Source organism: Hydrogenophaga defluvii (genome assembly GCF_042665235.1).
Taxonomy (GTDB): Bacteria; Pseudomonadota; Gammaproteobacteria; order Burkholderiales; family Burkholderiaceae_C; genus Hydrogenophaga; species Hydrogenophaga defluvii_A.
The window spans coordinates 39,741-65,219 of sequence record NZ_JBHTBZ010000056.1; the positions used below are offsets into that span (position 1 = coordinate 39,741).

Below are 25,479 nucleotides of genomic sequence, written 5' to 3' on the forward strand. Positions count from 1 at the left end.
GTGGAAGGGGTTCGGTTGCGGCGCGCCACCCGGTCCGCGCCGCACAACGAAAACGGTGGTTTAGACGCGGTTCCAGTCGAAAGCGGCCTTGTCGCCTTTGCCGTAGACCTTGAGCGCGCCCTTTTCGCCCACGGCGTTGGGGCGCTGGAAGATCCAGTTCTGCCAGGCGGTGAGGCGGCCGAACACGCGGGTGAACATGTTCTCGGGACCGTTGAAACGCAGGTTGGCTTCCATGCCCGTCAGCGCGTCAGGCGACATGGCCACACGCTCTTCGATGGCGATGCGAATTTCGTCGGCCCAGTCGATGTCGTCGGGGTTGCTGGTGACCAGGCCCACGGCGAAGGCGGCATCTGCGTCCAGCGATTTGCCCAAGGTGGCGCGCACAGCCTCCAGGGCGGGGGCTTCGTCGTAGAAGCGGCGGCCCAGGCGGGTCTGCCCCGTCACCATGGGGTAGAGGCTGAAGTTGGCTTCGCTCACAGCAATCTTGGGCGCGGCAGCTTCGTCGTCGGGCAGGGCCAGCATGTAGCTGCGGTCGCACGCCAGGGCCAGCTCCAGCAGGGTGCCGGCGAAGCAGGTGCCGCTGTCGACGAGGGCAAACAGGCTGCGCGAGGACACATCCAGGCGGCTGAAGGTGCGGCGCAGCAGGCCGATGGTCTCGCGCACCAACCAGTGGTTCTTGTTCGCCAGCAGCACGGCGTCCATGGCCAACACGGCAGCGGCGTCACCCGAGGTCTTGATCAGCCAGGTGCCGATGTCCAGCTCGTTGGTGCGCATGTGCAGGATGGCGTCTTCCAGTTCGCGACCCATTTGCAGCGGGTACCAGGCGGCACCTGCGGCTTCGATGCCGGCCACGTCGCTCGGCTGCGCGCCGGTGGGGGCCTTGACCGTGAAGGTGGCGGTGCGCTTGGCGCGGTCGATCTCGACCGTGACGTTGGCGTAGCTCAGCGTGTCACCGGCGATGGTGCGCTGCACCAGCGGCAGCTCGACGCCCTTGGCGTCGGCAGGCCGGTCGCTCAGAGCAGCCAGCTCGAGGGCACGCTCTTGCACCTTGGCGGCAAACTGGGCGGGCTTGGCGATGTGGTCCACCAGGCGCCAGTCTTTGGCTTTCTGACCACGCACACCTTCCACGCTGGTGCAGAAGATGTCGGCCAGGTCGTGACGGACTTTCTTCTTGTCGGTCACGCGGGTCAGGCCACCGGTGCCGGGCAACACGCCCAGCAGGGGCACCTCGGGCAAGCTGACGGCGCTGCTGCGGTCGTCCACCAGAAGGATTTCGTCGCACGCCAGGGCCAGCTCGTAACCACCACCGGCGCAAGCGCCGTTCACGGCGGCCAGGAACTTCAGGCCGCTGTGTTGCGACGAGTCTTCCAGGCCGTTGCGGGTCTCGTTGGTGAACTTGCAGAAGTTCACCTTCCAGGCGTGGCTGCTCACGCCCAGCATGAAGATGTTGGCGCCCGAGCAGAACACCTTCTCCTTGGCGCTGGTGACGACCACGGTGCGCACTTCGGGGTGCTCAAAGCGAATGCGGTTGATGGCATCGTTCAACTCAACGTCCACACCCAGGTCGTAGCTGTTGAGTTTGAGCTTGTAGCCTGGGCGCAAGCCGGCGTTTTCGTCGAAATCGGCCGCCAGGGTGGCCACCGGGCCGTTGAAGCTCAGCTTCCAGTGGCGGTACTGGCTGGGGTGGGTGCGGTAGTCCACGGGTTCGGCGAGCTGGACCTGGATGGGGGCGGGTGCGTTCATGGGCTGTCTCCTGGTGGTGAGATGCAGCATGTTGCATCTCGTTGACGTGCATCATAGTGCATGTTCCAAAACGACGTCAAGCACTTTTCTGCATGTTTTCAAAACATCAGCTCAGCGCGCAGGCGCTCACACGGGCAGACCCAAGGCCTCACGCACCGTGGCACGCAGCACCACAAAGGTTTCATCCAGCGGTTGCTCGCTGGTGTTCACGCGGTATTGCGCCTTGGCGTAAAAAGCCGACCGCCCTTTGAGGATGTTCTTCAGGTCGTCCATGGCCTCGGCGCTGGCGGCCATGGGCCGCAAATCGCCCTGCGCGCGCACACGGCCCATGTGGTCCTCGGGGTCGGCCTGCAGCCACACGGTGGTGCAGTGACCCAGAAGGAGGTTGAAGGTGGCCGCATCGGACACCAGCCCGCCCGGCGTGGCGAGCACCGCCTCGGGGTAGATCTGAATCGCCTCTTCCACCGCCCTTCTCTCGTAGCGGCGGTAAGCGTTTTGCCCGTACAGGGCCTGGATTTCCGACACACTGCAACCGGCAAACTTCTCGATTTCGCGGCTCAGTTCCACAAAGGGGTAGCCCAGGTCATCGGCCAGCATCTGCCCCAGCGTGGACTTGCCCGCACCGCGCAAACCGATCAATGCCACACAACAGCTTTGCCCTCGCTGTTTGGACGCCGTGCCCAGCATTTCAGCCAAAGCGATACGGGCACGGCGCAGCGTGGCCTCGTCCTGGTTGGTCAACAACTCGCGGATCAGCAGCCACTCCGACGATTGGGTGGTGACGTCGCCCAACAGTTCGGCCGCCGACGCCTGCAAGGCACTCGCCACCTGCATCAGGAGCAGGATGGACACATTGCCCTCGCCGTACTCCAGGTTGGCCAAGTGGCGCTCGGACACGTCCGCCGCCAACGCCAGGGCCTTGCGCGTCATGCCCCGGCGCGCACGTGTGGAACGCACCCGCTCCCCCAGTTGGACCAGGAAAGGATGGCGCTGGTCGGCGGCGGCCCCGCCCGAAACATGCAATATATTGCTTGACATTCAATCTTTTTTGGATAACCTTCGCTACCTGCACGATATTTCATATTGCCGCGCGACGCAAGCGGAAGAATGAGGAGATGAACATGAACCCAGATGCATTCAAGGCGCTGTTGCAGCAGATCACACGCGCCATCGGCAACCGCCCGCTGGACCAGGAACTGCACACCTGGCTCAACACCGAACACGGTGCCACCTCCCCCCTGTACCAGCAGCTCAAGTCCGCCTGCGAAGTGGGCGTGGCAGCCGGCTGGTTGTGCCAGCGCGAGGGCGGCGGCATCAAGTACGGCCGCATCTTCAAGCCCAGCGATGAACTGCACGGCTTTTCGGTGGACGTGGTGGACATGGACACGGTTGCCGGCCCCCACCACACCCACCCGCTGGGCGAGATCGACCTCATCATGCCCCAGGACAACACGGCCACTTTTGACGGCCACGGTGCCGGCTGGCTGGTGTACGGCCCCGGCAGCGCCCACCCACCCACCGTGGCCAACGGACGTGCGTTGGTGCTCTATTTGCTGCCCGAAGGCCGCATCGAATTCACGCGCTGAGATGGGGCTCCCCCCGCGCCGCCTTCGGCGTCACCCCCCAAGGGGCGATGCCAGCCGTCCGGCGAAGCCGGCCCGGCGGCATCCCCGGCTGGGTTGCCTCATACGCTGTGGCGCTATCGATAACTGAAGTTCATCTCTCCCAAAGGATCTCACCTTGACCACCTCATCCCCCCTGCTGCCCAACTTCGTGGGCGGCCAATGGATCCACGGCACCGGCGCCGGCACCCCGCTGTTTGACCCCGTGCTTGGCACCGAACTGGCCCGCGTGGATTCGACCGGGCTGGACCTGCCCGAGGCCTTTCGTTTCGCACGCGAAGTCGGTGGTCAGGCGCTGCGCGCTCTCACCTACCACCAGCGTGCGGCCCTGCTCGCCCAGGTGGCCCAGGTGCTGCAGGCCAACCGCGCCGACTACGAAGCGATCTCAGTGGCCAACAGCGGCACCGTCAAGGCCGACACGGCGGTGGACGTGGACGGTGGCATCTACACCGTGGGCGTCTACGCCAAGCTGGGCGATGGCCTGGGCGACGTGTTCCACCTCACCGAAGGCGACGCTGTTCGGCTGGGCAAAGACCCGCTGTTCCAGTCGCAACACGTGGCCGTGCCCACACGCGGCGTGGCCCTGTTCATCAACGCCTTCAACTTCCCCAGCTGGGGCCTGTGGGAAAAGGCAGCGCCCGCCCTGCTCTCGGGTGTGCCGGTCATCGTCAAACCTGCTACCGCCACCGCCTGGCTCACGCAGCGCATGGTGCAGGACGTGGTGAACGCGGGCATCCTGCCCGCGGGTGCACTGTCCGTCATTTGTGGCAGCGCCAATGGGCTCATGGACCAGTTGCAGGCCTTTGACGTGGTGTCTTTCACCGGCTCGGCCGACACCGCCGCAGTCATCCGTTCCCACCCGGCGGTGGTGCAACGTTCGGTGCGCGTCAACATCGAGGCGGACAGCGTGAACTCGGCCCTGCTCGCGCCCGGCGAAGCCAATGCCGAAGCGCTCGACCTGCTGGTCAAAGAGGTGGTGCGCGAGATGACGGTGAAGTCGGGCCAGAAGTGCACCGCCATCCGCCGCATCTTCGTGCCCGAGGCCTTGTTCGACAGCGCCGCCAGCGCCATCGCGGCACGCCTGGCCGGCACCACCGTGGGCAACCCGCGCAATGAAGCCGTGCGCATGGGCGCGGTGGTGAGCCGGGCCCAGTTCAATGCCGTGCAAGCAGGCCTGCAAGCGCTCAAAGCCCACACCGAGGTCTTGTTTGACGGCAATACCCTGCCACTGGTGGACGCCGACCCGGCGCAGGCCTGCTGCGTCGGCCCCACGCTGCTGGGCGCGCGCAACCCCGACAACAACCCCGTGGTGCACGATGTGGAGGTGTTTGGCCCGGTGGCCACCCTCATGCCCTACCGCGACGAGGCGCACGCGCTGGCGCTGGTGCGCCGAGGCCAGGGTTCGCTGGTGGCTTCGGTGTACGGCACACAAGCCGACGACCTGGCCCGCATCGCACTGGCCCTGGCCGACAGCCATGGCCGTGTGCATGTGATCAGCCCAGACGTGAAGGCCGCACACACCGGCCACGGCAATGTGATGCCACAGTCGCAACACGGTGGCCCGGGCCGTGCCGGTGGGGGCGAAGAGCTGGGTGGCCTGCGCGCCTTGCGCTTCTACCATCAACGTTGCGCCATCCAGGCCAGCACGGCGGTGCTGAGGGCGGGCGTGGCCCCGGCAGCCGCCCAAGCCTGAAACCCCAGAACAAGAGGAGACACCCATGGACACCCCCACCCCTGACGTGCCCGCACCGGGCAGCAGCTTCAACTTCGCGCAGCACCTCATCGGGTGCAACGCAGCGCGCCTGGACAAGACCGCGTTCATCGACGACCAAGGCAGCCTGACCTACGGCGCGCTGTTCGAGCGCGTGCGCCGCGTGGCCAGCGGCCTGCTGGCCCTGGGCCTGCGCCGCGAAGAACGCGTGCTGCTGCTCATGCACGACAACAACGATTGGCCGGTGGCCTTTCTGGGCGCGCTGTACGCGGGCGTGGTGCCGGTGGCCGTGAACACCCTGCTCACCGCCGACGACTACGCCTACATGCTGGAGCATTCGCGCGCGCAGGCCGCGCTGGTGTCGGGGGCACTGCTGCCCGCGCTCACCTCGGCCATGGTCAAGAGCGACCACGAGGTGAAGAAGGTCATCGTTTCGCACCCGGCCGCACCGCTGCACCCGGCCGAGATGGACATGGAAGCCTTCGTCGCCGCCCACACCCCCGCCGCCAAGCCCGCGCCCACCTCCCCTGATGACCCCGGCTTCTGGCTCTACTCGTCGGGCTCCACCGGCCGGCCCAAGGGGACGGTGCATTCGCACGGCAACCCCTACTGGACCGGCGAGCTGTACGGCAAGCGGGTGCTTCAGCTCACTGAAAACGACGTCTGTTTTTCGGCTGCCAAGCTCTTCTTTGCCTACGGCCTGGGCAATGCCCTGACCTTCCCCATGGCGGTGGGCGCCACCACCTTGCTGATGGCCGAACGCCCCACACCCGACGCCACCTTCAAGCGTTGGACCGGTGCCGTGGGCGGTGTGAAACCCACGGTTTTCTACGGCGCCCCCACCGGCTTTGCCGGCATGCTGGCCCACGCCCAACTGCCCGCCGCGAGCGACGTGGCATTGCGCCTGGTGTCCTCTGCGGGTGAAGCCTTGCCGGCCGAGTTGGGCGAACGCTTCAAACGGCATTTCGGCATCGACATCGTGGACGGCATCGGCTCCACCGAGATGCTGCACATCTTCCTCTCCAACCGACCCGACCGCGTGCGATACGGCACCACAGGCTGGCCGGTGCCGGGCTATGAGATCGAGCTGCGCGGCGACGACGGTGCGCCGGTGCCCGATGGCGAACCGGGCGACCTCTATATCCACGGCCCGTCGGCGGCCATGATGTACTGGGGCAACCGCGAAAAAACCCGCGAAACCTTCCAGGGCGGCTGGACCAAAAGCGGCGACAAATACGTGCGCAACAGCGACGGCAGCTACACCTACGGCGGGCGCAGCGACGACATGCTCAAGGTCAGTGGCATCTACGTCTCACCCTTCGAAGTGGAAGCGACCTTGGTGCAGCACCCCGCCGTGCTGGAGGCGGCCGTCATTGGTGTGAACGATGCCGACGGCCTGGTCAAGACCAAGGCCTTTGTGGTGTTGACGGGCAAACAGGATGTGACCGAGGACGAGCTCAAGGCCTTCGTCAAGGACAAGCTGGCGCCCTACAAGTACCCCCGGCAGATTGAGTTCGTGAGCGATCTGCCCAAGACGGCCACCGGCAAGATCCAGCGCTTCAAGCTGCGCGAGCGCGAGAGATCGGCATGACCGCAACCGGCCCCCAGCTCTGTTCGATAGCCTGGGCGGGCCGCCCGGTTGAGATCGAACACCAATGGATTGAAACCGGGCCGAGTGACGGCCCGCTGCTGGTGTTTCTGCACGAAGGCCTGGGGTCGGTGTCGATGTGGCGGGACTTTCCCGCTCGCCTGTGCGAGCGCCTGGGCTGGCAGGGCCTGGTGTATTCGCGGCCAGGCTACGGCCAATCCACACCCCGCCCGCTCGACCAATCCCTGACACCCGACTTTCTGGAGCGCCAGGCGGTGGAGGTGTTGCCCGCCTTGCTGTTGGCCTTGGGCGTGGATGGACACCAGCGGCCACTCTGGCTGCTGGGCCACAGCGACGGGGGCTCCATCGGGCTCATCCACGCAGCCCGGTTCGCAGACAACGTGGCCGGTCTGGTGGTGCTGGCCCCACACATCATGGTGGAAGACATCTCGGTGACCAGTATCGCCCGCGCCCGCGAGGCCTACCTGAACACCGACCTGCGCGAGCGCCTGGCCCGGCACCACTGCGACCCGGATGCCGCCTTCTGGGGCTGGAACGACGTGTGGCTGTCCCCCGCGTTTCGCGACTGGTCCATCGAGACGATGCTGCCGGCCATCACCTGCCCGGTGCTGGCGGTACAAGGCCAAGACGACGAATACGGCACACTGCAACAGGTGTTCGGCATCGCGGCAGCCGCACCACAAACAGCCGTGGAGGTGTTTGCAAGCTGCGGCCATTCGCCCCACAAGGACCAAACCGAGCGCTTGCTGGATCTGGTGGCCACCTTCACGGGCGAAAGGTCAACAAACCATGCGAACATTTGACGGTGTTCAAGGGTTATCCCTGCTGACCCTGGGTACAAGCTGCACTATATTGCACAACGCGAGATGAATTAAACCGCATGTTATTTGCCACCCGGCACCACAACAGGAGACAACCATGGCCAACCGCCGACTCGTTCTGACCCGCAGCGCCGCCATCATCGGCGCCGCCTCCTCCAGCCTGCTGCTGCCCGAAATCGTCCGTGCCCAGTCGGGCAAGGTGCGCGTGGGTTTCATGCTGCCCTACACCGGCACCTTCGCCCAGCTGGGTGTGGCCATCGAAAACGGCTTCCGCATGGCGCTCAACGAGCAAGGCGGCAAGCTGGGCGGCCGTGAGGTGGAGTTCTTCAAGGTGGACGACGAGTCCAACCCCGCCAAAGGGATTGAAAACGCCAGCCGCCTGGTGGAACGCGACAAGGTGGACGTGCTGGTGGGCACCGTGCACTCGGGCGTTCAGATGGGCATCCACAAGGTGGCGCGCGACACCGGCGTGCTCAACCTCATTCCCAACGCGGGGGTGCACATCGCCACCCGCGCACAGTGCGCGCCCAACGTGTTCCGCACCTCGTTCAGCAACTCGCAGCCCACGCTGGCGCTGGGCAAGGCCATGGTCGAGCGCGGCCACAAAAAAGCGGTCTGGATCACCTGGAACTACGCCGCTGGTGACGAGGCCTTTGAAGGTTTCGAGAAGAGCTACACCGAGGCCGGTGGCACCATCATCAAGAAGCTGGGCCTGCCCTTCCCCAACGTGGAGTTCCAGGCGCTGCTGACCGAAATCGCCTCGCTCAAGCCCGACGCTGTGGCCTGCTTCTTTGCGGGCGGCGGTGCGGCCAAGTTCCTGCGCGACTTTGCCGCCGCCGGCCTGAACAAGAACATCCAGCTCTACGGCTCGGGTTTCCTCACCGAAGGTGTGCTGGAGGCCGCCGGTGACGCCGCCAACGGCGTGTTGACCACCATGCACTACAGCGATTCGCTGGACACCCCGGCCAACAAGAAATTCCGCCTGGACTACGCCAAAACCTTCAAGCTGCAGCCCGATGTGTACGCGGTGCAGGGCTACGACACCGGTCTGCTGCTGATCAAGGGTGCCAACGCGGTCAAGGGCGACCTGGCCAACAAGAAGGCGTTGTACGCCGCCATGGAAGGCGCCACCATCGACAGCCCGCGCGGCAAGTGGACCATGAGCAAGGCGCACAACCCAGTGCAGGACATGTACCTGCGCAAGGTCGAGAACAAGGAAAACAAGGTCATTGGCATCGCACAGAAAGCCGTGGCCGACCCCGCCACCGGCTGCAGAATGGGTTAACCCCCGCGCCGCCCGCAGGCGTCACCCCCAAAGGGGGCGATGCCTGCGGGCCGGGAAACCCGGACCCGCGGCATCCTGGGTTGCACACACTGCGCCACCGCCCCACCCCGTGCCCACCAACGGCGGTTGATCCCGCCGTTTTTTTTGAGCGCCATGGACCTCGCCAACTTCCTCATCCAACTGCTCAACGGCCTGCAATACGGCCTGTTGCTCTTCATGCTGGCCGCTGGCCTGACGCTGATCTTCGGCATCATGGGCGTGGTCAACCTGGCCCACGGCAGCTTCTACATGATCGGAGCCTACATGGCCTGGTCCATGTCAGCGCTGTTCGGCAACCTGTTCGTGGCCATCGTGGTCGGCGCGGTGTTGTCGGTGGCGCTGGGCTGGGCGCTGGAGTGGGTGCTGTTCCGGCACTTCTACCACCGCGACCACCTTGACCAGGTGCTGCTGACCTTTGGCCTGATCTACATCTTCGAGGAGCTGCGCTCGCTCTTGTGGGGCGACGATGTGCACGCCGTGCAAATGCCGGCCTCGCTCGACTGGGCCATCCCGCTGACCGACAACCTGTCCTACCCGGTCTACCGGCTGGTGATGTCGGGCATTTGTGTGCTGCTGGCCCTGGCCCTGTACCTGCTGATCTCCAAAACCCGCCTAGGCATGAAGATCCGCGCTGGCGCCTTCAACCACGACATGACCGAAGCCCTGGGCATCAACATCCGCCTGATCCACGGCATCGTGTTCGCCATCGGCGTGGGCCTGGCCTCGGTGGCCGGCATGATCGCCGCGCCCATCTCCAGCGTCTACCCCAACATGGGCAGCACCGTGCTCATCATGTGTTTTGTGGTGGTGGTGATTGGTGGCATCGGCTCGGTGCGCGGGGCGCTGGTGGCCTCGCTGCTGGTGGGGCTGGTGGACACTTTCGGCAAGGTGCTGCTGCCGCAGGTGGCCGGCATGCTGGTCTACATGGTGATGGCCGCAGTGCTGCTCTACAAGCCCGAAGGCTTGTTCAAACATTGAGCTCGGGGACAACATGAGTGCATCTTCCAAAGCCCCGCTGGAGCGCCTGCCGCGCGCCCTCCACATCGCCCTGATGCTGGGTGGTCTGGCCCTGGCCGCCTTCCCACTCGTGCCCATGGAAGGGCGCGATTTCTACCTGCAAATGCTCACGCAGATGATGATCCTGGCCATCTTCGCGATGAGCCTGGACCTGCTTCAAGGCGTCTCCGGTCTGGTGTCGCTGGGCCATGCGGCCTACTTTGGTCTGGCCGGCTACGCGCTGGCCTTCCTCACGCCGGCCGACACGCCCATCAGCCTGTGGTGGTCGCTGCCGGTGGCAGCACTCGGTGCCGCACTCGCTGCGCTGGTGATCGGCTTTTTTGTGGTGCGCACCCACGGCATCTACTTCATCATGGTCACCATGGCCTTTGCCCAGATGGTGTTCTTCCTGTTCTTTGACAACAAGGCGCTGGGCGGATCCGACGGCATCTACGTCAACTTCAAACCGCACGCGTCCATCGCGGGCTGGGACGGCATCGACCTGGAGAACAAGGCCACCTTCTTCTACCTGACGTTGCTGGTGCTGGTGGGCGTCTACCTGTTCCTGCGCCGGCTGCTGTTTTCGCCCTTTGGCCGTGCGCTGGCCGGCATTCGCGCCAACGAACACCGCATGCGCGCCGTGGGCTATGGCACGTATGGCTACAAGCTCACCGCCTTCACTCTGGCCGGTGGCCTGGCGGGCATTGCGGGCTATTTGTGGGCCGCACAAACCGGCTACGTCAACCCCGAGCTGATGGGTTTCCACATGAGCGCACACGCCATCATGATGGTCATCCTGGGCGGCATGGGCAACTTTGCCGGCGCCATCGTAGGCGCCTTTGCATTCGAATACACCCTGCACCTGTTCAAGGACATCACCAAACATTGGCAACTGCTGATGGGCAGCTTCATCGTGCTGGTGGTGGTGTTTGCGCCACGCGGCCTGCTGGGCCTGCTGGTGCGCCAGAAGGAGGACGCGAAATGAGCGCCACCCTGACCACACCATCCGGCACGCCCGAAGTGCTGCTGAGCGCGCGCGAGCTGACCAAACGTTTTGGCGGGCTGGCCGCCGTCAACGGTGTCAACCTCGACCTCTGGCGCGATCGCATCCACGCCGTCATCGGTCCCAACGGCGCGGGCAAATCCACACTGACCAACCTGCTCTCGGGCGACATCCTGCCCACCGCCGGCACCGTCACGCTGGGCGGCATCGACACCACCCGACACAGCCCCGAAGCCAAGTCGCAGCGCGGTCTGGGCCGCAGCTACCAGAAGACCAACATCTTCAGCAGCTTCACGGTGTGGGACAACGTGCGCCTGGCCGCGCAGTCGCGCCGCCGGTACGCGCCGTGGAACCCGGCGCAGTGGCTCACCCGCGCCGATGCGCAAGCCACCACCAACGCGAGTTGCGAGCGCGCCATCGAACTCGCTGGCCTGACATCGCGCACGAACACCATCGCGGCCACCATCAGCCACGGCGAACAACGCCAGCTTGAAATCGCCATGACGTTGGCGACCGAGCCCCAGGTGCTGCTGCTGGACGAGCCGCTGGCCGGTATGGGCCAGGCCGAGGCCGAGCGCATGGTGGAGCTGCTGCTCAAGCTCAAGAAGGGCCACGCCATGTGCCTGGTCGAACACGACATGGACGCGGTGTTTGCGTTGGCCGACCGTTTGACGGTGATGGTCAACGGCCAGGTGATCGCCAGCGGCACGCCGGCCGAAGTGCGCGCCGACACCGCCGTGCAGGCCGCCTACCTGGGCGAGGAACACTGATGAGCAAAATCACAACAACGCTGGTCCATGCGACCGGCCTGAACACCCATTACGGTCAGAGCCACATCCTGCGTGGCATCGATTTTGAGGTCTTGCCCGGCCAGACCATTGGCCTGATGGGCCGCAACGGCATGGGCAAAAGCACGCTGCTCAAAAGCCTCATGGGCCTGGTCAAACCCAGCAGCGGTCAGGTCCACATCAAAGGGCAGGACATGACCGGTGCGGCGCCGTTTGAGGTGGCCCGCAAAGGCATTGCCTACGTGCCCGAAGGCCGTGGCATCTTCGGCAACCTGAGCGTGAAAGAAAACCTGCAGATGGCGGCGCGTGCTGGCACGCAGGGACAGCGTGAATGGACCTACGAACGAGTGCTGGAGACGTTTCCTCGCCTCAAAGAGAGGCTGGGCCACGGCGGACAACAACTCTCCGGCGGCGAGCAGCAGATGCTGACCATCGGCCGCGCGCTGATGACCAACCCCGACCTGCTCATCCTCGACGAGGCCACCGAGGGCCTGGCGCCACTCATTGCGCGCGAGATCTGGCGCATCTGCGCGCTGATCCGCGAGAGCGGCATCAGCAGCATCATCGTGGACAAGAACTGGAAACACGTGACCCAGATCACCGACAAGAACGTGATTCTGGTCAAGGGCGAGGTGGTGTACGAGGGCGACTCGCCCACCCTCGTGTCGCAACCCCGGTTGCTGGAGCAGTACCTGGGGGTTTAACCCTTCAGCAGCGCGCGCACATCGCTCACCAGCCCCTCGGTGGGGCTGCCGTAGCGGTGGTACAGGCGCACGCGGCCGCTGCCGTCGTACACATAGCTGCCGGCCGAATGGTCCATGGTGTAGCTGGTGGGCGTCTTGCCCTCCACCTTTTTGTAGTAAATCTTGTAGGCCTTGGCCAGGTCGGGCAACTGCGCCAGCGTGGGCACCAAGGCCAGGAAGCTGGGATCGAAGTTGGTCATGTAGGCCTTGAGCAACTCGCCCGTGTCGCGCTCCGGGTCCACCGTGATGAAGATGCCCTGCAGCTTGTCGCCATCGGCGCCCAGCTGCTGCTTCACCTGCGCCAGCTCTGCCATCGAGGTCGGGCACACATCCGGGCACTGGGTGAAGCCAAAAAACACCACCACCACCTTGCCTTTGAAGTCGGCGAGGGTACGGCGTTGGCCGTTGTGGTCGGGCAGATCAAAACCTTGTGCGTAGTCGGCACCGGTGATGTCGATGCCAGAGAACGAAGGCTGGTCGGGCGAACAGGCGGCCAGCGCGGCGGCGCTCAACAACAGGCCACGGCGGGTGAGCATCATGGGGTTCATACGAGGTAGTGATCGACCAGCAGTGCCGCAAACAACAGCGACAGGTGGATGAGCGAAAAACGGAAGGTCTTGCGCGCCAGAGCGTCGGAATAGTTGCGCCACAGCGCCCAGGCGTAGGCACAGAAGCCGATGCTCAGCGCGATGGCCACCACTAGGTACAGCCAGCCACTCATGCGCATCACAAAGGGCAGCAGACAGGCGGCGAACAGAATGAAGGTGTAGAGCAGGATGTTCAGCCGCGTGAACTCCGAGCCGTGGGTGACCGGCAACATGGGCAGGCCGGACTTGCGGTAGTCCTCCACCCGGTACAAGGCCAGCGCCCAGAAGTGCGGCGGCGTCCAGAGGAAGATGATGAGGAACAGGATCAGTGCTTCGGGCGCCACCATGTTGGTCATGGCGGTCCAGCCCAACACGGGCGGCATGGCACCCGATGCACCACCGATGACGATGTTTTGTGGCGTCAGCGGCTTGAGAATGACGGTGTAGATGACCGCGTAACCCACAAAGGTGGCGAAAGTCAGCCACATGGTCAGCGGGTTGACCCACACGTACAAAATGGCGGAACCGATGGCACACAACACTGCCGAAAACGTGAGCGTTTGGGTGTTGCTGAGCTGCCCTTTGGCCGTGGGGCGCCAGGCCGTGCGTTTCATCTTGGCGTCGATGTGCTGTTCGACCACGCAGTTGAACGCGGCGGCAGCACCGGCCACCAGCCAGATACCGAAACAGGCCACAGCCATCAGCCCGAGCTGGCCCAGGTTGGGCAGGCCGGGCACGGCCAACACCATGCCGATGAGGGCACAAAAAACAATGAGCTGGATGACGCGTGGCTTGGTCAACGCGTTGAACTGGCGCCAGGTGGACGGCAGGGGCATCACCGGCGCGGCAGAGGTGTCGGGCGTGGTCATGCAGGCCGTCCTGTCGTTGAAGAAATGGAAGGGTGGTGTTGAACCTGTGTCTGGCCACGCACCGAGAGCAGCGCACCGGTGAGCACCACAACCAGCGCAGCCGCGCCCCCTGTGTGGGCCACAGCGGCCAACAAGGGCCAGTCCAACACCACGTTGCTCAGGCCGGAGCCCAGCTGCCAGGCTGCACCCAAAGCCAGCCAGCGCGCCTGGGGGCGAAGGGTGGCATCGGCACGCCACAAGCGCCAAGCGGCCCAGCACAACGCCGCGATCACCAGCACGGCAAAGGCACGGTGCGCCATGTGGATGGCGGTGAGGGCCGCAAAGGGAATGGCTGCGCCGCTGCGGTCCATGCCGAGTTCACGCCACCACTGGAAGCCGGTGGCGAAGTCCATGGGCGGCCACCAGCGGCCTTGGCACATCGGGAATTCGGTACAGGCCAACACGGCGTAGTTGGTGCTGACCCAGCCGCCCAGGGCGATCTGCAGCCACAACAACACAAACACCAGCCACAACATCCACACGCTGTTGCGCTGCATGGGCACCACCGGCCAGGCCTGGTCGGCGCGCGCGTATTGCACGGCCTGGGCACGCAACAAGGCCAGCAGGCCGAGCCCAAACAGCAGGTGCAGCGTGACGATGGCCGGAAACAGTTTCATGGTGACGGTGAGCGCGCCGAACGCGCCCTGCACACACACCCACACCAGCGTCAACAGTGGCCACAGCGGCGAGACCGGCACCTGGCGGCGTTGGCGCCAAGTCTGGACCGCCAGGACGATGATCAGCACGCCCACACCGGTGGCGAGGTAGCGGTGGATCATTTCGATCCAGGCTTTGGGGAACGTGACCGGTCCGCTGGGCATGGCCGCTTGCGCAGCGCTGATGTCGGCGTGGGCGCCGATGGGGCTGGCGGCGCCGTAACAGCCGGGCCAATCCGGGCAACCCAGGCCGGAGTCGGTGAGGCGGGTGAAGGCGCCGAACAACACCAGATCGAAGGTCAGGAACAGCGTGACCACGGTCAGTAAACGCAGGCGCTGCGCCGGTGTGGCGTGGGGCTGGCGCCGCCACACCCACCACAGCGGCAACACCGCCACCAGCACGCCCATGAGCATCAGGCGCGCGGCGGGCGACAGATCCACGAGGGCTTGTGTGTCCATCAGGGCCGGCCCTCTTTGTCCCAGAACGCCGAGGCACGCAGCAGACGCTCGAGGTCGCGGCGCACTTGGGCCGGGTCGGCCTGGGCCGGGAAACGCATCATCCAGTTGCCCAGGGGATCGACCACATAGAGATGGTCGGAAAGCCGCTGACCCGGGGCGGGCTGCAGCCAGGCACCCAGGGCGGCCTCGTCCACCTGCAGCACGGTGGCCTGCTCGGTGGCGGCCATCAGCGCAGGCGTCAGAGCGGTGTTCCCGGTGCGCAACCAAACCCAGTCGAGCCGGCCTTTTTCCTTGCCCAGCCCTTCACGCAGCTGGCGCTGCAGGAAGAGATGTCGTTCGCAGTCGGCGTCACACGCGCTGTCGGCCACGCTGATGAGCAGCCACTGGTCCTTCAGCGTGGGCAAAGCCACTGCGGCGCCATCACGCCCCAACGCTTGCACGGCGGGCAAAGGGCGTTGCGGGTCGATCAGTTCGCCGTAGTTCCGCCGGCCCTCCGGGCGCACGACGTAGTACATGAAGTAGGAGGCGATGACCGGCGCGGCACACACCAGCAGCACACCCAGCATCTTGAGGCGGCCGCGACGCGAAGCGGCGGCCGACACGGCGCTGGCCGGGTCGAGCTGGGGCATGGAATGGACGGTCAAGCCCAAGGGCTCATCCGGCTGACTGGACACGTGCTCGGCGGCGGGGGGCGATGATTTGGAACCAGACATACAAAAGGGCAAACAGGGCGCTGAGGCCAAACCACTGGAAGGCGTAACCGTAGTGTTTGTGGACGTCGGTGGCCGGTTGTGGCCAGTCTCTCAACAGCCCATCATCGGCGGCACTGATCTGCAGGGCCGACAGGGGCAGCAAAGGCGTCTTCAATTCCGCCTCAAGGGCGACAAGGTCGGTATTTTGCCGGATCGCCCCGCCCTCCCCCTGACCCAGCTCGTAAAGCTTGGCGGGCGGCGGGGCCAATCGCAGCCGCAAATACACCGTGTCGGCCGGTGTTGGCACGGCGGGCACCCGGGTGCGGTCCTCGAAATGGCGGGGAGTCCAGCCGCGCTGCACAAGCAAGGTGCCCTGGCCGTTGGCGAGACGCAGTGGTGTGAGCACAAAAAAACCCACGCGGCCCTTCATTTGGCGGTTGTCGAGGAATACCGTGGCTTCAGACAGCCATTCACCCTCGACCTGGGCGGTTCGGTGCCAAAGTGCCTCGGGTGGCGCCGTGCGCAGTTCGGCAGCCGTCAGCGGCGCCAAAGCACCCTGGCGCGCAATGCCATCGGCCAGGCGCAGCTTCTGATCGGCGCGACCGAGTTGCCACAAACCCAGCGCAATGCCAACCGCGACCACCAGCACAGTGGCCACGCTGATCAGCAGGAGTCGGGTTCGACCTGAGGCCATGGGCTTCATTGGATAATCGGGCTCATGAAATGGATCGCTATTGTCGGCTTCGTGGCCATCATCGGCAGCCTCGCGGCCGCCTTGTTCTTCATGATGCGCCGCCCCAGCGAAGGCGACCACCAGGCGCGCTCGCGCCACATGGCACGTGCCCTGACCTTTCGCATCGGCTTCTCGGTGCTCCTGTTTGTGCTGGTGCTGGTGGCCTATCTGATGGGCTGGATCCAACCCACCGGCTTGCCCGTCAGCCGCTGACAAACACTCGACAAACGGGCTGGTTCGGTGGCCGCAAAAAAAGCGCCCTAGGGCGCTTTTTTTGCGGCCAAGCCAGGCAAATCACATCCAGTAGACGAGGATGTAGAGGCCCAGCCACACGACGTCCACAAAGTGCCAGTACCAAGCAGCGCCTTCGAAGCCGAAATGGCGGTCTTTGGTGAAGTGGCCCTTCTGCAGACGGAGGGTGATGAACAGCAGCATCAACATGCCCACGAACACGTGGAAGCCGTGGAAGCCGGTGAGCATGAAGAAGGTCGAACCGAAGATGCCGGAGGACAACTTGAGGTTGAGGTCGGCGTAGGCGTGTGCGTATTCGTAGCCCTGAACGAACAGGAAGACGATGCCCAGGACCACGGTCATCCACATGAAGGCGATGGTTTTGCCCCGGTTGCCAGCTTGCAGCGCGTGGTGGGCGATGGTCAGCGTCACACCCGAGGTCAGCAGCAGCGCGGTGTTGATGGTGGGCAGCCAGAACGGACCCATGGTCTGGAAGGGCTCGACGATGCCGGCAGGCGATGCGGTGGCACCGGCTTGGACACTGGGCCAGACGGCTTTGAAGTCGGGCCACAACAGCGCGTTTTCAATGCCACCCAACGCTGGCACCGAGTGCACACGTGCCCACCACAGGGCGGTGAAAAAGGCACCGAAGAACATGACCTCGGAGAAGATGAACCAGCTCATGCTCCAGCGGAACGAGAGGTCGATCTTGTGGCCATACAGGCCGCCTTCGCTTTCGGACACGGCGTCACGGAACCACTGGTACAGCACGATGCCCCACCAGGCCAAACCGAAGGCCACCGAGTAGGCGCCCCACTGCGCGCCGTTGATCCACTGGCCGGCGCCCAGGATGACAAAAAACAAGCCGATGGAGGCCATCACCGGGTGGCGCGACGGCCCCGGGACAAAGTAGTAAGGCGTTGCGCCGTGTGCGTTTGCTGACATGCTCACTCCTAAGACTTTCGCTTGTTTTGAATAAGTGGAAACGTTGAAATTCGTGTGATCGGGCCGATGGGCAGTGTTCAGGCCACCACCCAGCGCACCAGCAACATCAGGCCGGCCACAAAGGCAAACGCCACCAGCACACCCACCAGCACGAGGTGCAGCGGGTTGAGCTTCACCAAGTCTTGCTGGTAGTCACTTTTGCGGCGCACACCCAGAAAACCCCACAGCACCGCACGAAGCGTGTACAGCAGGCCAGACTGGCGGGACGTTGGCGACTCGGGCCCGCTCATGACCGCCCTTCAGGCAGGGCAGGCTGCGTGGGTGTGGCGGCCACGGGCGCCGCCGGCACTTTGCCGCCCACCTCAAAGAAGGTGTACGACAGCGTGATGGTGGTCACGTCCTTGGGCAGACGCGGGTCGATGACAAAGGCCACCGGCCAGGCTTTTTTCTCGCCCGGCGCGAGGGTGTACTGCGTGAAGCAGAAGCACTCCAACTTGTTGAAATGCTGCGCGGCCTGCCGCGGTGCGTAGCTGGGAATGGCCTGTGCCGCCATGGTGCGGTTCTGGATGTTCTGGAACTCGTACATCACGGTCGAAAGTTGACCAGGGTGCACTTCCATCGAACGTCGCTCAGGCTTGAAATCCCACGGGCCACGGGTGTTGACGTCGAACTCCACCGTGATGAGGCGCGAGGTATCCACCTGTGTGTTGGCAGGCAGCTTGAGCTTCGCACCGGGCACCTCGCGCTCGGACAGCGCCAGGATGTTGATGCCCGTGACTTCGCAAATGGCTTTGTACAAAGGCACCAGTGCATAGCCAAAAGCAAACATGCCCAGGGCAATGACCCCGAGCTTGCCCACCATGCGGAGGTTTTCGCGTTGGAGTCGCATCTTCAGCCGCCCAACAGCACGCGCTTGCCCACAAACCCCACAAAAAACACCACCGCCACCGAGGCCAGGATCAGGCCCAGACGGAGGTTGCTCTTTTTCTGTTCAGGTGTAGACATGGCGCAGGCGTGTGTTCAGGACAAAGGGAGGAAATCAGCTGATCACCTTGGTGGCGGTCGCGTCCAGCTTCGGCGGGTTTTCAAAGGTGTGGAAGGGGGCCGGCGAGGGCACTTCCCACTCCAGACCTTCTGCGGCTTCCCAGGGTTTCTGCGAAGCTTTTTCGCCTTGGCCGCGCATCATGGGCACGACCACGAACAGGAAGAAGTAGACCTGCATCAGACCGAAGCCGAAGGCACCGGCGGAGGCAATGGCGTTGAAGTCGGCAAACTGCATGGGGTAGTCGGCGTAGCGACGCGGCATGCCGGCCAGACCCAGGAAGTGCATGGGGAAGAAGGTGATGTTGAAGGTGATCAGCGAGCCCCAGAAGTGGAACTTGCCACGGAACTCCGAATACATCACGCCCGTCCACTTGGGGCCCCAGTAGTACACGCCGGCAAACAACGCGAACAGCGAGCCTGCCACCAGCACGTAGTGGAAGTGGGCCACCACGTAGTAGGTGTCCTGCATCTGGATGTCGATGGGCGCCATCGACAGGATCAGGCCGGTGAAGCCACCCACGGTGAACACGAAGATGAAACCCACGGCCCACAGCATGGGGGTCTCAAAGGTCATCGAACCCTTCCACATGGTGGCGATCCAGTTGAAGATCTTCACGCCCGTGGGCACGGCAATCAGCATGGTGCTGTACATAAAGAACAGCTGGCCGGTGACGGGCATGCCGGTGGTGAACATGTGGTGTGCCCACACGACAAAGGACAGGATGGCGATGGAGCCGGTGGCGTACACCATGGAGGCGTAGCCGAACAACTTCTTGCGGCTGAAGGCCGGCACGATCTGGCTGATGATGCCGAAAGCCGGCAAGATCATGATGTAGACCTCGGGGTGGCCGAAGAACCAGAAGATGTGCTGGTACATCACCGGGTCGCCGCCGCCGGCGGGGTTGAAGAAGCTGGTGCCGAAGTGGCGATCGGTCAGCGTCATGGTGATGGCGCCGGCCAACACGGGCATCACAGCGATCAGCAGGTAAGCGGTGATCAGCCAGGTCCAGCAGAACATCGGCATCTTCATCAGCGTCATGCCCGGGGCGCGCATGTTGAGGATGGTGACGATGATGTTGATCGAGCCCATGATGGAGGAAGCGCCCAGGATGTGCATCGCGAAGATGCCCGCGTCCATGGACGGGCCCATCTGCAGGGTCAGCGGCGCGTACAGCGTCCAGCCGGCGGCGGGGGCACCGCCAGGCATGAAGAACGAGGCCACCAGCATCAGACCCGCAGGAATCATCAGCCAGAAGCTGAAGTTGTTCATGCGGGCAAAGGCCATGTCGGAGGCGCCGATCTGAAGCGGGATCATCCAGTTCGCAAAGCCCACAAAGGCCGGCATGATGGCGCCGAACACCATGATCAGACCGTGCATGGTGGTGAGCTGGTTGAACAGCTGCGGGTTGACCAGTTGCAGGCCAGGCTGGAACAGCTCGGCACGGATCAGCAGCGCGAGCACGCCGCCGATCATCAGCATCGCAAAGGCGAACAGCAGGTAGAGCGTGCCGATGTCTTTGTGGTTGGTGGCGAACACCCAGCGACGCCAGCCCGTGGGGGCATGGTGGTCATCGTGGTGGTCGTGACCGTGCGCGTCGTGGTGGTCAAGTACTGCACTCATTGTGGTTTCCTTCCGATCTCAGATTCTTGGCGCCGGCTCACTTGCGAGCAGCTTGCACTTCAGCAGGCTGGATCAGCTGCTCGGTCTTGTTGGACCAGTTGTTCTTGGCAAACGTCATGACGGCCGCCAGTTCGGTGTCATTGAGCTGCTTCCAGGCCGGCATGGCGCCGTTGTTCTGACCGTTGAGCAACACCGAGATCAGCTTGCTCTTGTCGGCGTCCAGCACGACGGCCGCGCCATCGATGGGCTTGATCGCACCGGCACCCTTGCCATTCGCTTGGTGGCAAGCAACGCAGTTGGCGGCATAGACTGACTCGCCACGCTTGACCAGATCGGCCAGCGTCCAGACCTTGCTTGGATCGTCAGCCGCAGCGGCCATTTCTTTCTTTTTGCCTTCCACCCAGGCCGTGTACTCTTCAGCCGTCACCACCTTCACGTGGATGGGCATGTAGGCGTGTTCCTTGCCGCAGAGTTCGGCGCACTGACCATAAAAATCGCCGGTCTTTTCGGCGCGAAACCAGGTGTCGCGCACGAAACCGGGGATGGCATCTTGTTTCACGCCGAAGGCCGGCACCATCCAGGCGTGGATCACGTCGTTGGCGGTGGTGATGATGCGGATTTTTTTGCCCACAGGCACCACCATGGGGTGATCGACCTTGAGCAGGTAGTCGTCCGGTTTCGCACCGGTCGGGTTGTTCGACAGCTCGCGGTGTGTGGCGTCCAAGGTCGACACGAGAGCGATGCCTTCGCCCTCGCCCTTGATGTAGTCGTAGCCCCACTTCCACTGCATGCCCGTGGCCTTGATGGTCACGTCGCTGTTGGTGGTGTCTTTCTGCGCCACCAGCACCTTGGTGGCGGGCAGCGCCATGCCGATCACGATCAGCAGCGGCACGATGGTCCAGCCGAGTTCGACCCAGATTGGCTCGGGCAACTCCTGCGCCTTGTGACCCACCGATTTGCGGTGCTTGACGATGGAATAGAACATCACACCAAACACGATCACGAAGATGACCGCGCAGATGATCATCATGAACCAGTGCAGCCAGTGCTGTTCTTCGGCGATCTTGGTGACCGGCGGATGAAAGTTGAGCTGGTTGACGGCTGGACCGCCAGGCAGGTCGTTCACCGCGTAGGCGGCGGTACTGACCCAGGCGCCGGCACTGGCCACCAGGGAGCCGGCGGCGGCTTTCAGGGCAAGCGCGCCCTGGCGCACCGGTTCTGCTGCTTGTTTCATCGTGCTCACTTTTGATCTCGCCTCAAATATAACCATTGATTTATATCAACGTCGATTACACCAAATTTTTGCTACCCTGCCCACCGCATTGCACAGCAAGCAAGGCATGCCTGATCTCTTTTGCAAGCGCCGGCCTGAGGTCGGCCCTGAGAAATCGCCCCACCGTCACACAGCGATCTCCGGCACACACCTCAATCAACGAACCCTGCCCCGCCTGCGATGACACACGCACCCGGTCGCGGGCAAACTCGGTGCGCTCCAGGCGGCCAGCCATTTCCCGCTCCACCACCATGCAATCACGCCCCAGCCGAATGCACTCACCATCGAGGGCGTGCCGCGCATAGAGCAGAAAAGCAAACGCCACCGCCACCAGTTCCAACGCAGCGAAAGGCAACACCAGCGTGGCGCCCATCAGCCAGAAGAACAGCCCCACCGCCAGCGACAACACACACAGCAGCAGGAAAAACCAGCCCGCCTGCCGTGGCGTCAACGCACAGTTGCGCTTGAGTCGCCACTGCATTTCTCCGTCGCACACAGCAGCCAAGCGAAACGGCTCGTGAAGGTCGGCCACGTCTTGCACACCAAAAAGGCTGCGGGCGCCGAGTTGAGCCACCGCCACAAGCAGCCAGCCGGGGAAAATGCCCCAACGATTCTTGATTTACGTCAATTGTAGCGGCGCCAGAGACTGGTTTTCCCTGGCAGCACCCTCAAATGACGGCACGCTGACGGCACTGGACGGGCAAGGTTCACCCGCCAGCGCGCGGCGCACGCAACATCGCCCGCATGTCGTCGAGCGAAATGGCGCTCGCCTCCCCCGGTTTGACCCGTGGGCGGGGCTTGAAGGCATGTCCATAGACCACCTCAAAGGTGAGTTGCAAACGACCGTCTTCGCTGCGCGGCAGATCCTGGACCAAGGCCTCGCGGTAACGCCGTCCCCAGGCCCGCGAACGCAGCGACCCAAAGCGCTGCGGGTGCTGGTTGCGCCCCAGTCCGCGCAGCTCGTCAATCAAGGCGGCGCCATCGCTGTAGGTCAGCACGATGCGCTCCATGTCCATCACCGGCTCGGCAAAACCGGCCCCCACCAGACGATCGCCCCAGTCGTGCATGTCCACAAAAGGCAGCGATGGTTCGGGCCAGCCCCTGCGCTGGTGCACGGCGCGCAGCTCACGCAGGCTGTCCGGGCCCAGGCAGGTAAACATCAGAAAGCCATCGGTGTTGAGGCGGGCAAACCAGTCGGCCAGGCGCGCGGCCGGCTCGGACTCGGCGTGCAGGCTCATGTTGGCCCAGACCATGTCCACCGTGTCCCCTGGTTGCGCCTGTTGCAGTTTGGGGCCACGCCGGAATGGGTTCCAGCCCCTGGCCGGCGCCCAGCGGGCCAGGGCCTCGGCGGCGCCCGGGCCATCGAGGCAGGCGCGGGCTTCGGGGTAGGTTTTGAGCACCGCCGCATGGCTTTGTGCACCACCCACCGACGGCGCCCAATTGAGCCAGCTGTGGGGCTGCAGTTTGATCCATGGCAGGCGTTCGGCCATGCGGCGCCCCACCTCCTCGTGCAGCCAGGGGCTGTCGGGCAGGCGGGAACGGGGGGGAGGAGACGTCATGGACAAGCGACCAACAAGCAGTGGGTAGACAAAGCGCCGGGCAGTATAGTCATCCGAAGCGCCCGCCCAGCGGCGCAGGGAGACACCACGGTGTGGACGGGTTTGCCATCACGTTGCCAAGTGTGTGGCCGCTGGCCGGCACGACCTGTGTGCGCTGCCTGCGCGGCACGCTTTGCCGGCGCGGTGGCCCGCTGCCCCACCTGCGCCCTGCGCACGCCAGCAGGCGCGTCGGCTTGTGCACGCTGCCTGCGTCATCCGTTGCCACTGCGGCACTGTTGGGCCGTGGTGGACTACGCCTACCCTTGGCACACGGTGGTGACGCGCTTCAAGTTCCAGCAACAGCCCGCGTGGGCGCGCGCCATGGCTGCGCTGGCCTTGCAGCACACCAACATTGCACAGGCCTTGTTGGCCGCCGACCACGTGCTGCCAGTGCCCCTGAACCCCGCCCGGCTGGCAGAACGGGGCTACAACCAGGCCTGGGAACTGGTCAAGGCCTTGCGGCCAACCCGTCCGCTGCCCGACGGTCTGCTGCGGCTGGACAACACCTCACACCAGATTGGCCAGGGCCGGGCCTCACGCCAGCGGCAGATGCGCAACGCGTTTGCCGTCACCCCCGCCCACCTGCCCCTGCTGGCCGGCCGGCACCTGCTGGTGGTGGACGACGTGATGACCACCGGCGCCACGCTGGCCGCCGCAGCCGACGCCTTGCTGCGCGCGGGCGCCGCCAGCGTGAGTGGCCTGTGTTTTGCGCGCACGCCGGCCGACGGCTGACAACGCACACAAGGCGATGGGTATGATGCGCGCGCCATGTTCCACATCGTCCTCGTGCACCCGGAAATCCCGCCCAACACCGGCAACGTCATCCGCCTGTGCGCCAACACCGGCAACACGTTGCACCTGGTGGAGCCACTGGGTTTTTCCATGGACGACAAGTTGCTCAAGCGCGCCGGGCTGGACTACCACGAGTACGCCGAACTGCGCCGCCACGCCAGTTGGCAGGCACTGTTGGCCTCCGAGCGGCCGCCGCTGGAGCGCATGTTCGCCTTCACCACTCGGGGTTCACACAACGCGTTCGATGCGCGTTTTTTGCCCGGCGACTGGCTGGTGTTCGGTGCCGAAACACAAGGCCTGCCCGAAGCGGTGCGCGAGATGTTCCCGCCCGCCCAGCGCCTGCGTTTGCCCATGCGGGCCGGTCAGCGCAGCCTCAACCTTTCCAACGCGGTGGCTGTGGCTGCGTTCGAGGCCTGGCGCCAGAACGGGTTCAGCCACAGCGTCACCGCCGGCATCAGCGGTAGTACCTGACCAACATCTCGGCCACACAGGCCGGCTTGTCGGCGCCTTCGCGCTCCACCGTCACAGCCCACGTTGCCTGGAAACCGTTGTCTGCAATGGCTTCCACCTTCTGCAACGTCAAGCGCCCACGCACCCGGCTGCCCGCCGGCACGGGCGCGGTGAAGCGCACCTTGTTGAGTCCGTAGTTCACCCCCATGCGTAGGTCGCCGATGGCCATGCTGCTGTCGAAGAACTGCGGCACCAGCGACAGCGTGAGGAAACCGTGGGCAATGGTGCCGCCAAACGGGCCACTGCGGGCACGTTCCTCATCGAGGTGAATCCACTGGTGGTCGCCAGTGGCATCGGCAAACTGCTGGATGCGGGCCTGCGACACCTGCACCCAATCGCTGACAGCCACCTCGCTGCCCACCAGGGCCAGCAAATGTTCCAACCGCTCGAACGACCTCATTGGTCCAGCCATTGGCAAATCCCTTCCCACTGCGCCAGGTCTTTTTCCACCCGGCCAGGCGCCACGTCAAACACGGTCAGGCCACGCGCAGCCAGGTGCACGTAGTTTTGCGTGTCGCGCAGGTGGCCCAACACCGGCAGCCCCAGGCTCTCTATAAACTCGGTCAATTTGTCGAAGGCGATCGTGCGCCCATCCACACGCATGCCCACCACCCCGATGTCCGGCTTGCCGTGTTTGCGCTGCTCCAGCAGTTCGTCCACAAAGGCGCGGGTGGCGTACATGTCGAAGATGCTGGCCTGCAGCGGCACGATCAGCTTGTCGGCCAGTTTCACCACATCCTTGAAACGCCAACCGTGCAGGCCACCGGGCGTGTCCAGCACCACATGGGTGGTGCCCTTGGGCGGTTTGACGATCAGGTCTGGGCCCGCTTCCCAGGTGCTGATGGGCCGCGCCGCCTCGGGCCGCAAGCCCAACCACAGGCGGGACGATTGCTGGCGGTCCACGTCACCCAGCATCACCGCATGGCCCTGGCGGGCCCAGTACCCCGCGATGTGGGTGGACAAAGTGGATTTGCCCACGCCACCTTTGGGATTGGCGACAACAACAACTGGCATGCACACCTCCTGGGTTCGGCAATAGCCAGGAATCTTATCCGCCCAGACCAGGCGCG

General features: G+C 64.4%; 29 protein-coding genes. 12 read left to right on the plus strand and 17 right to left on the minus strand.

Features of this window, described 5'->3' with window-relative positions; all coding sequences use genetic code 11:
• Positions 1 to 60: 60 nt before the first annotated feature.
• Together boxC and ACFQU0_RS17460 are read right to left on the minus strand one after the other, a co-directional pair.
• Positions 61 to 1,743 (minus strand): 2,3-epoxybenzoyl-CoA dihydrolase, encoded by a 1,683-nt coding sequence (gene boxC, locus ACFQU0_RS17455; RefSeq protein WP_382203002.1) that lies wholly within the window; start codon positions 1,741 to 1,743, stop codon positions 61 to 63.
• 126 nt (positions 1,744 to 1,869) lie between these two features.
• Complete coding sequence (locus ACFQU0_RS17460; RefSeq protein WP_382203003.1) at positions 1,870 to 2,781, minus strand: helix-turn-helix transcriptional regulator; 912 nt, start codon at positions 2,779 to 2,781, stop codon at positions 1,870 to 1,872.
• An 83-nt stretch (positions 2,782 to 2,864) separates the two neighbouring features.
• On the opposite strand from ACFQU0_RS17460, the gene ACFQU0_RS17465 reads away from it, so the two are divergent.
• From ACFQU0_RS17465 to ACFQU0_RS17505, 9 genes are all read left to right on the plus strand, one after another.
• Positions 2,865 to 3,329, plus strand: coding sequence for a DUF4863 family protein (locus ACFQU0_RS17465; protein ID WP_382203004.1), 465 nt, complete (start codon positions 2,865 to 2,867; stop codon positions 3,327 to 3,329).
• Between the two features lie 154 nt (positions 3,330 to 3,483).
• A complete protein-coding gene (locus tag ACFQU0_RS17470) occupies positions 3,484 to 5,058 on the plus strand; it encodes a 3,4-dehydroadipyl-CoA semialdehyde dehydrogenase (protein ID WP_382203005.1) in 1,575 nt (524 codons plus the stop codon).
• A 25-nt stretch (positions 5,059 to 5,083) separates the two neighbouring features.
• On the plus strand, positions 5,084 to 6,667 hold the full coding sequence (locus tag ACFQU0_RS17475) for a benzoate-CoA ligase family protein (RefSeq protein ID WP_382203006.1): 1,584 nt from the start codon (positions 5,084 to 5,086) through the stop codon (positions 6,665 to 6,667).
• Complete coding sequence (locus ACFQU0_RS17480) at positions 6,664 to 7,488, plus strand: alpha/beta fold hydrolase (RefSeq protein ID WP_382203007.1); 825 nt, start codon at positions 6,664 to 6,666, stop codon at positions 7,486 to 7,488. Before ACFQU0_RS17475 ends, ACFQU0_RS17480 begins: the two co-directional genes overlap by 4 nt.
• 115 nt (positions 7,489 to 7,603) lie before the next feature.
• A complete protein-coding gene (locus tag ACFQU0_RS17485; protein ID WP_382203008.1) occupies positions 7,604 to 8,791 on the plus strand; it encodes an ABC transporter substrate-binding protein in 1,188 nt (395 codons plus the stop codon).
• A 153-nt stretch (positions 8,792 to 8,944) separates the two neighbouring features.
• Positions 8,945 to 9,808: a branched-chain amino acid ABC transporter permease gene (locus tag ACFQU0_RS17490; protein ID WP_382203009.1), complete on the plus strand. Its 864-nt coding sequence runs from the start codon at positions 8,945 to 8,947 to the stop codon at positions 9,806 to 9,808.
• Positions 9,809 to 9,821: 13 nt separating this feature from the next.
• Entirely contained in the window at positions 9,822 to 10,811 is a 990-nt protein-coding gene (locus ACFQU0_RS17495; RefSeq protein WP_382203010.1) for a branched-chain amino acid ABC transporter permease, read from the plus strand.
• Positions 10,808 to 11,599 (plus strand): ABC transporter ATP-binding protein, encoded by a 792-nt coding sequence (locus ACFQU0_RS17500; RefSeq protein ID WP_382203011.1) that lies wholly within the window; start codon positions 10,808 to 10,810, stop codon positions 11,597 to 11,599. Before ACFQU0_RS17495 ends, ACFQU0_RS17500 begins: the two co-directional genes overlap by 4 nt.
• Complete coding sequence (locus ACFQU0_RS17505) at positions 11,599 to 12,321, plus strand: ABC transporter ATP-binding protein (RefSeq protein ID WP_382203012.1); 723 nt, start codon at positions 11,599 to 11,601, stop codon at positions 12,319 to 12,321. The genes ACFQU0_RS17500 and ACFQU0_RS17505 overlap by 1 nt, the downstream gene beginning before the upstream one ends.
• Here the strand turns inward: ACFQU0_RS17505 and ACFQU0_RS17510 are convergent.
• From ACFQU0_RS17510 to ACFQU0_RS17530, 5 genes are read right to left on the minus strand one after another with little or no spacing between them, the layout of a single operon-like run.
• The gene (locus tag ACFQU0_RS17510) at positions 12,318 to 12,899 is read right to left on the minus strand and encodes an SCO family protein (RefSeq protein WP_382203043.1); all 582 of its coding nucleotides are present in this window, start codon (positions 12,897 to 12,899) and stop codon (positions 12,318 to 12,320) included. The two genes, ACFQU0_RS17505 and ACFQU0_RS17510, sit on opposite strands and share 4 nt — an antisense overlap.
• 5 nt (positions 12,900 to 12,904) lie before the next feature.
• Complete coding sequence (cyoE, locus tag ACFQU0_RS17515) at positions 12,905 to 13,816, minus strand: heme o synthase (protein WP_382203013.1); 912 nt, start codon at positions 13,814 to 13,816, stop codon at positions 12,905 to 12,907.
• Entirely contained in the window at positions 13,813 to 14,970 is a 1,158-nt protein-coding gene (locus ACFQU0_RS17520) for a COX15/CtaA family protein (protein WP_382203014.1), read from the minus strand. The genes cyoE and ACFQU0_RS17520 overlap by 4 nt, the downstream gene beginning before the upstream one ends.
• Positions 14,970 to 15,683 (minus strand): SCO family protein, encoded by a 714-nt coding sequence (locus ACFQU0_RS17525; protein ID WP_382203015.1) that lies wholly within the window; start codon positions 15,681 to 15,683, stop codon positions 14,970 to 14,972. The genes ACFQU0_RS17520 and ACFQU0_RS17525 overlap by 1 nt, the downstream gene beginning before the upstream one ends.
• Positions 15,625 to 16,356: an SURF1 family protein gene (locus tag ACFQU0_RS17530; protein WP_382203016.1), complete on the minus strand. Its 732-nt coding sequence runs from the start codon at positions 16,354 to 16,356 to the stop codon at positions 15,625 to 15,627. Before ACFQU0_RS17530 ends, ACFQU0_RS17525 begins: the two co-directional genes overlap by 59 nt.
• Positions 16,357 to 16,380: 24 nt before the next feature.
• On the opposite strand from ACFQU0_RS17530, the gene ACFQU0_RS17535 reads away from it, so the two are divergent.
• The gene (locus ACFQU0_RS17535) at positions 16,381 to 16,608 is read left to right on the plus strand and encodes a twin transmembrane helix small protein (protein WP_382203017.1); all 228 of its coding nucleotides are present in this window, start codon (positions 16,381 to 16,383) and stop codon (positions 16,606 to 16,608) included.
• 81 nt (positions 16,609 to 16,689) lie between these two features.
• Here ACFQU0_RS17535 and ACFQU0_RS17540 read toward each other — a convergent pair whose 3' ends face one another.
• The 8 genes from ACFQU0_RS17540 to ACFQU0_RS17575 form a co-directional block, all read right to left on the minus strand.
• Positions 16,690 to 17,571, minus strand: a complete 882-nt coding sequence (locus ACFQU0_RS17540) for a cytochrome c oxidase subunit 3 (protein ID WP_382203018.1) — start codon at positions 17,569 to 17,571, stop codon at positions 16,690 to 16,692.
• 77 nt (positions 17,572 to 17,648) lie between these two features.
• Positions 17,649 to 17,861 carry a DUF2970 domain-containing protein gene (locus ACFQU0_RS17545; protein ID WP_382203019.1) on the minus strand — a complete coding sequence of 71 codons (213 nt, stop codon included), beginning with the start codon at positions 17,859 to 17,861 and terminating at the stop codon, positions 17,649 to 17,651.
• Complete coding sequence (locus ACFQU0_RS17550) at positions 17,858 to 18,460, minus strand: cytochrome c oxidase assembly protein (RefSeq protein WP_382203020.1); 603 nt, start codon at positions 18,458 to 18,460, stop codon at positions 17,858 to 17,860. Before ACFQU0_RS17550 ends, ACFQU0_RS17545 begins: the two co-directional genes overlap by 4 nt.
• A 2-nt stretch (positions 18,461 to 18,462) precedes the next feature.
• Entirely contained in the window at positions 18,463 to 18,576 is a 114-nt protein-coding gene (locus ACFQU0_RS17555) for a cytochrome oxidase small assembly protein (protein ID WP_382203021.1), read from the minus strand.
• A 34-nt stretch (positions 18,577 to 18,610) separates the two neighbouring features.
• The gene (gene ctaD, locus ACFQU0_RS17560) at positions 18,611 to 20,236 is read right to left on the minus strand and encodes a cytochrome c oxidase subunit I (RefSeq protein WP_382203022.1); all 1,626 of its coding nucleotides are present in this window, start codon (positions 20,234 to 20,236) and stop codon (positions 18,611 to 18,613) included.
• Between the two features lie 37 nt (positions 20,237 to 20,273).
• Entirely contained in the window at positions 20,274 to 21,470 is a 1,197-nt protein-coding gene (gene coxB / locus ACFQU0_RS17565) for a cytochrome c oxidase subunit II (RefSeq protein WP_382203023.1), read from the minus strand.
• 55 nt (positions 21,471 to 21,525) lie between these two features.
• Positions 21,526 to 21,990: a DUF2244 domain-containing protein gene (locus tag ACFQU0_RS17570; protein WP_382203024.1), complete on the minus strand. Its 465-nt coding sequence runs from the start codon at positions 21,988 to 21,990 to the stop codon at positions 21,526 to 21,528.
• A gap of 226 nt (positions 21,991 to 22,216) precedes the next feature.
• Positions 22,217 to 23,068 (minus strand): class I SAM-dependent methyltransferase, encoded by an 852-nt coding sequence (locus ACFQU0_RS17575; RefSeq protein WP_382203025.1) that lies wholly within the window; start codon positions 23,066 to 23,068, stop codon positions 22,217 to 22,219.
• 147 nt (positions 23,069 to 23,215) lie between these two features.
• Here ACFQU0_RS17575 and ACFQU0_RS17580 point away from each other — a divergent pair, with 147 nt between their 5' ends.
• Positions 23,216 to 23,839, plus strand: a complete 624-nt coding sequence (locus ACFQU0_RS17580; protein ID WP_382203026.1) for a ComF family protein — start codon at positions 23,216 to 23,218, stop codon at positions 23,837 to 23,839.
• A gap of 36 nt (positions 23,840 to 23,875) precedes the next feature.
• Positions 23,876 to 24,370 carry a tRNA (uridine(34)/cytosine(34)/5-carboxymethylaminomethyluridine(34)-2'-O)-methyltransferase TrmL gene (gene trmL, locus ACFQU0_RS17585; RefSeq protein ID WP_382203027.1) on the plus strand — a complete coding sequence of 165 codons (495 nt, stop codon included), beginning with the start codon at positions 23,876 to 23,878 and terminating at the stop codon, positions 24,368 to 24,370.
• Here trmL and ACFQU0_RS17590 read toward each other — a convergent pair.
• Positions 24,354 to 24,809 carry a MaoC family dehydratase gene (locus tag ACFQU0_RS17590; RefSeq protein ID WP_382203028.1) on the minus strand — a complete coding sequence of 152 codons (456 nt, stop codon included), beginning with the start codon at positions 24,807 to 24,809 and terminating at the stop codon, positions 24,354 to 24,356. The two genes, trmL and ACFQU0_RS17590, sit on opposite strands and share 17 nt — an antisense overlap.
• Positions 24,806 to 25,423: a nucleotide-binding protein gene (locus tag ACFQU0_RS17595; RefSeq protein ID WP_382203029.1), complete on the minus strand. Its 618-nt coding sequence runs from the start codon at positions 25,421 to 25,423 to the stop codon at positions 24,806 to 24,808. The genes ACFQU0_RS17590 and ACFQU0_RS17595 overlap by 4 nt, the downstream gene beginning before the upstream one ends.
• Positions 25,424 to 25,479: the final 56 nt, after the last annotated feature.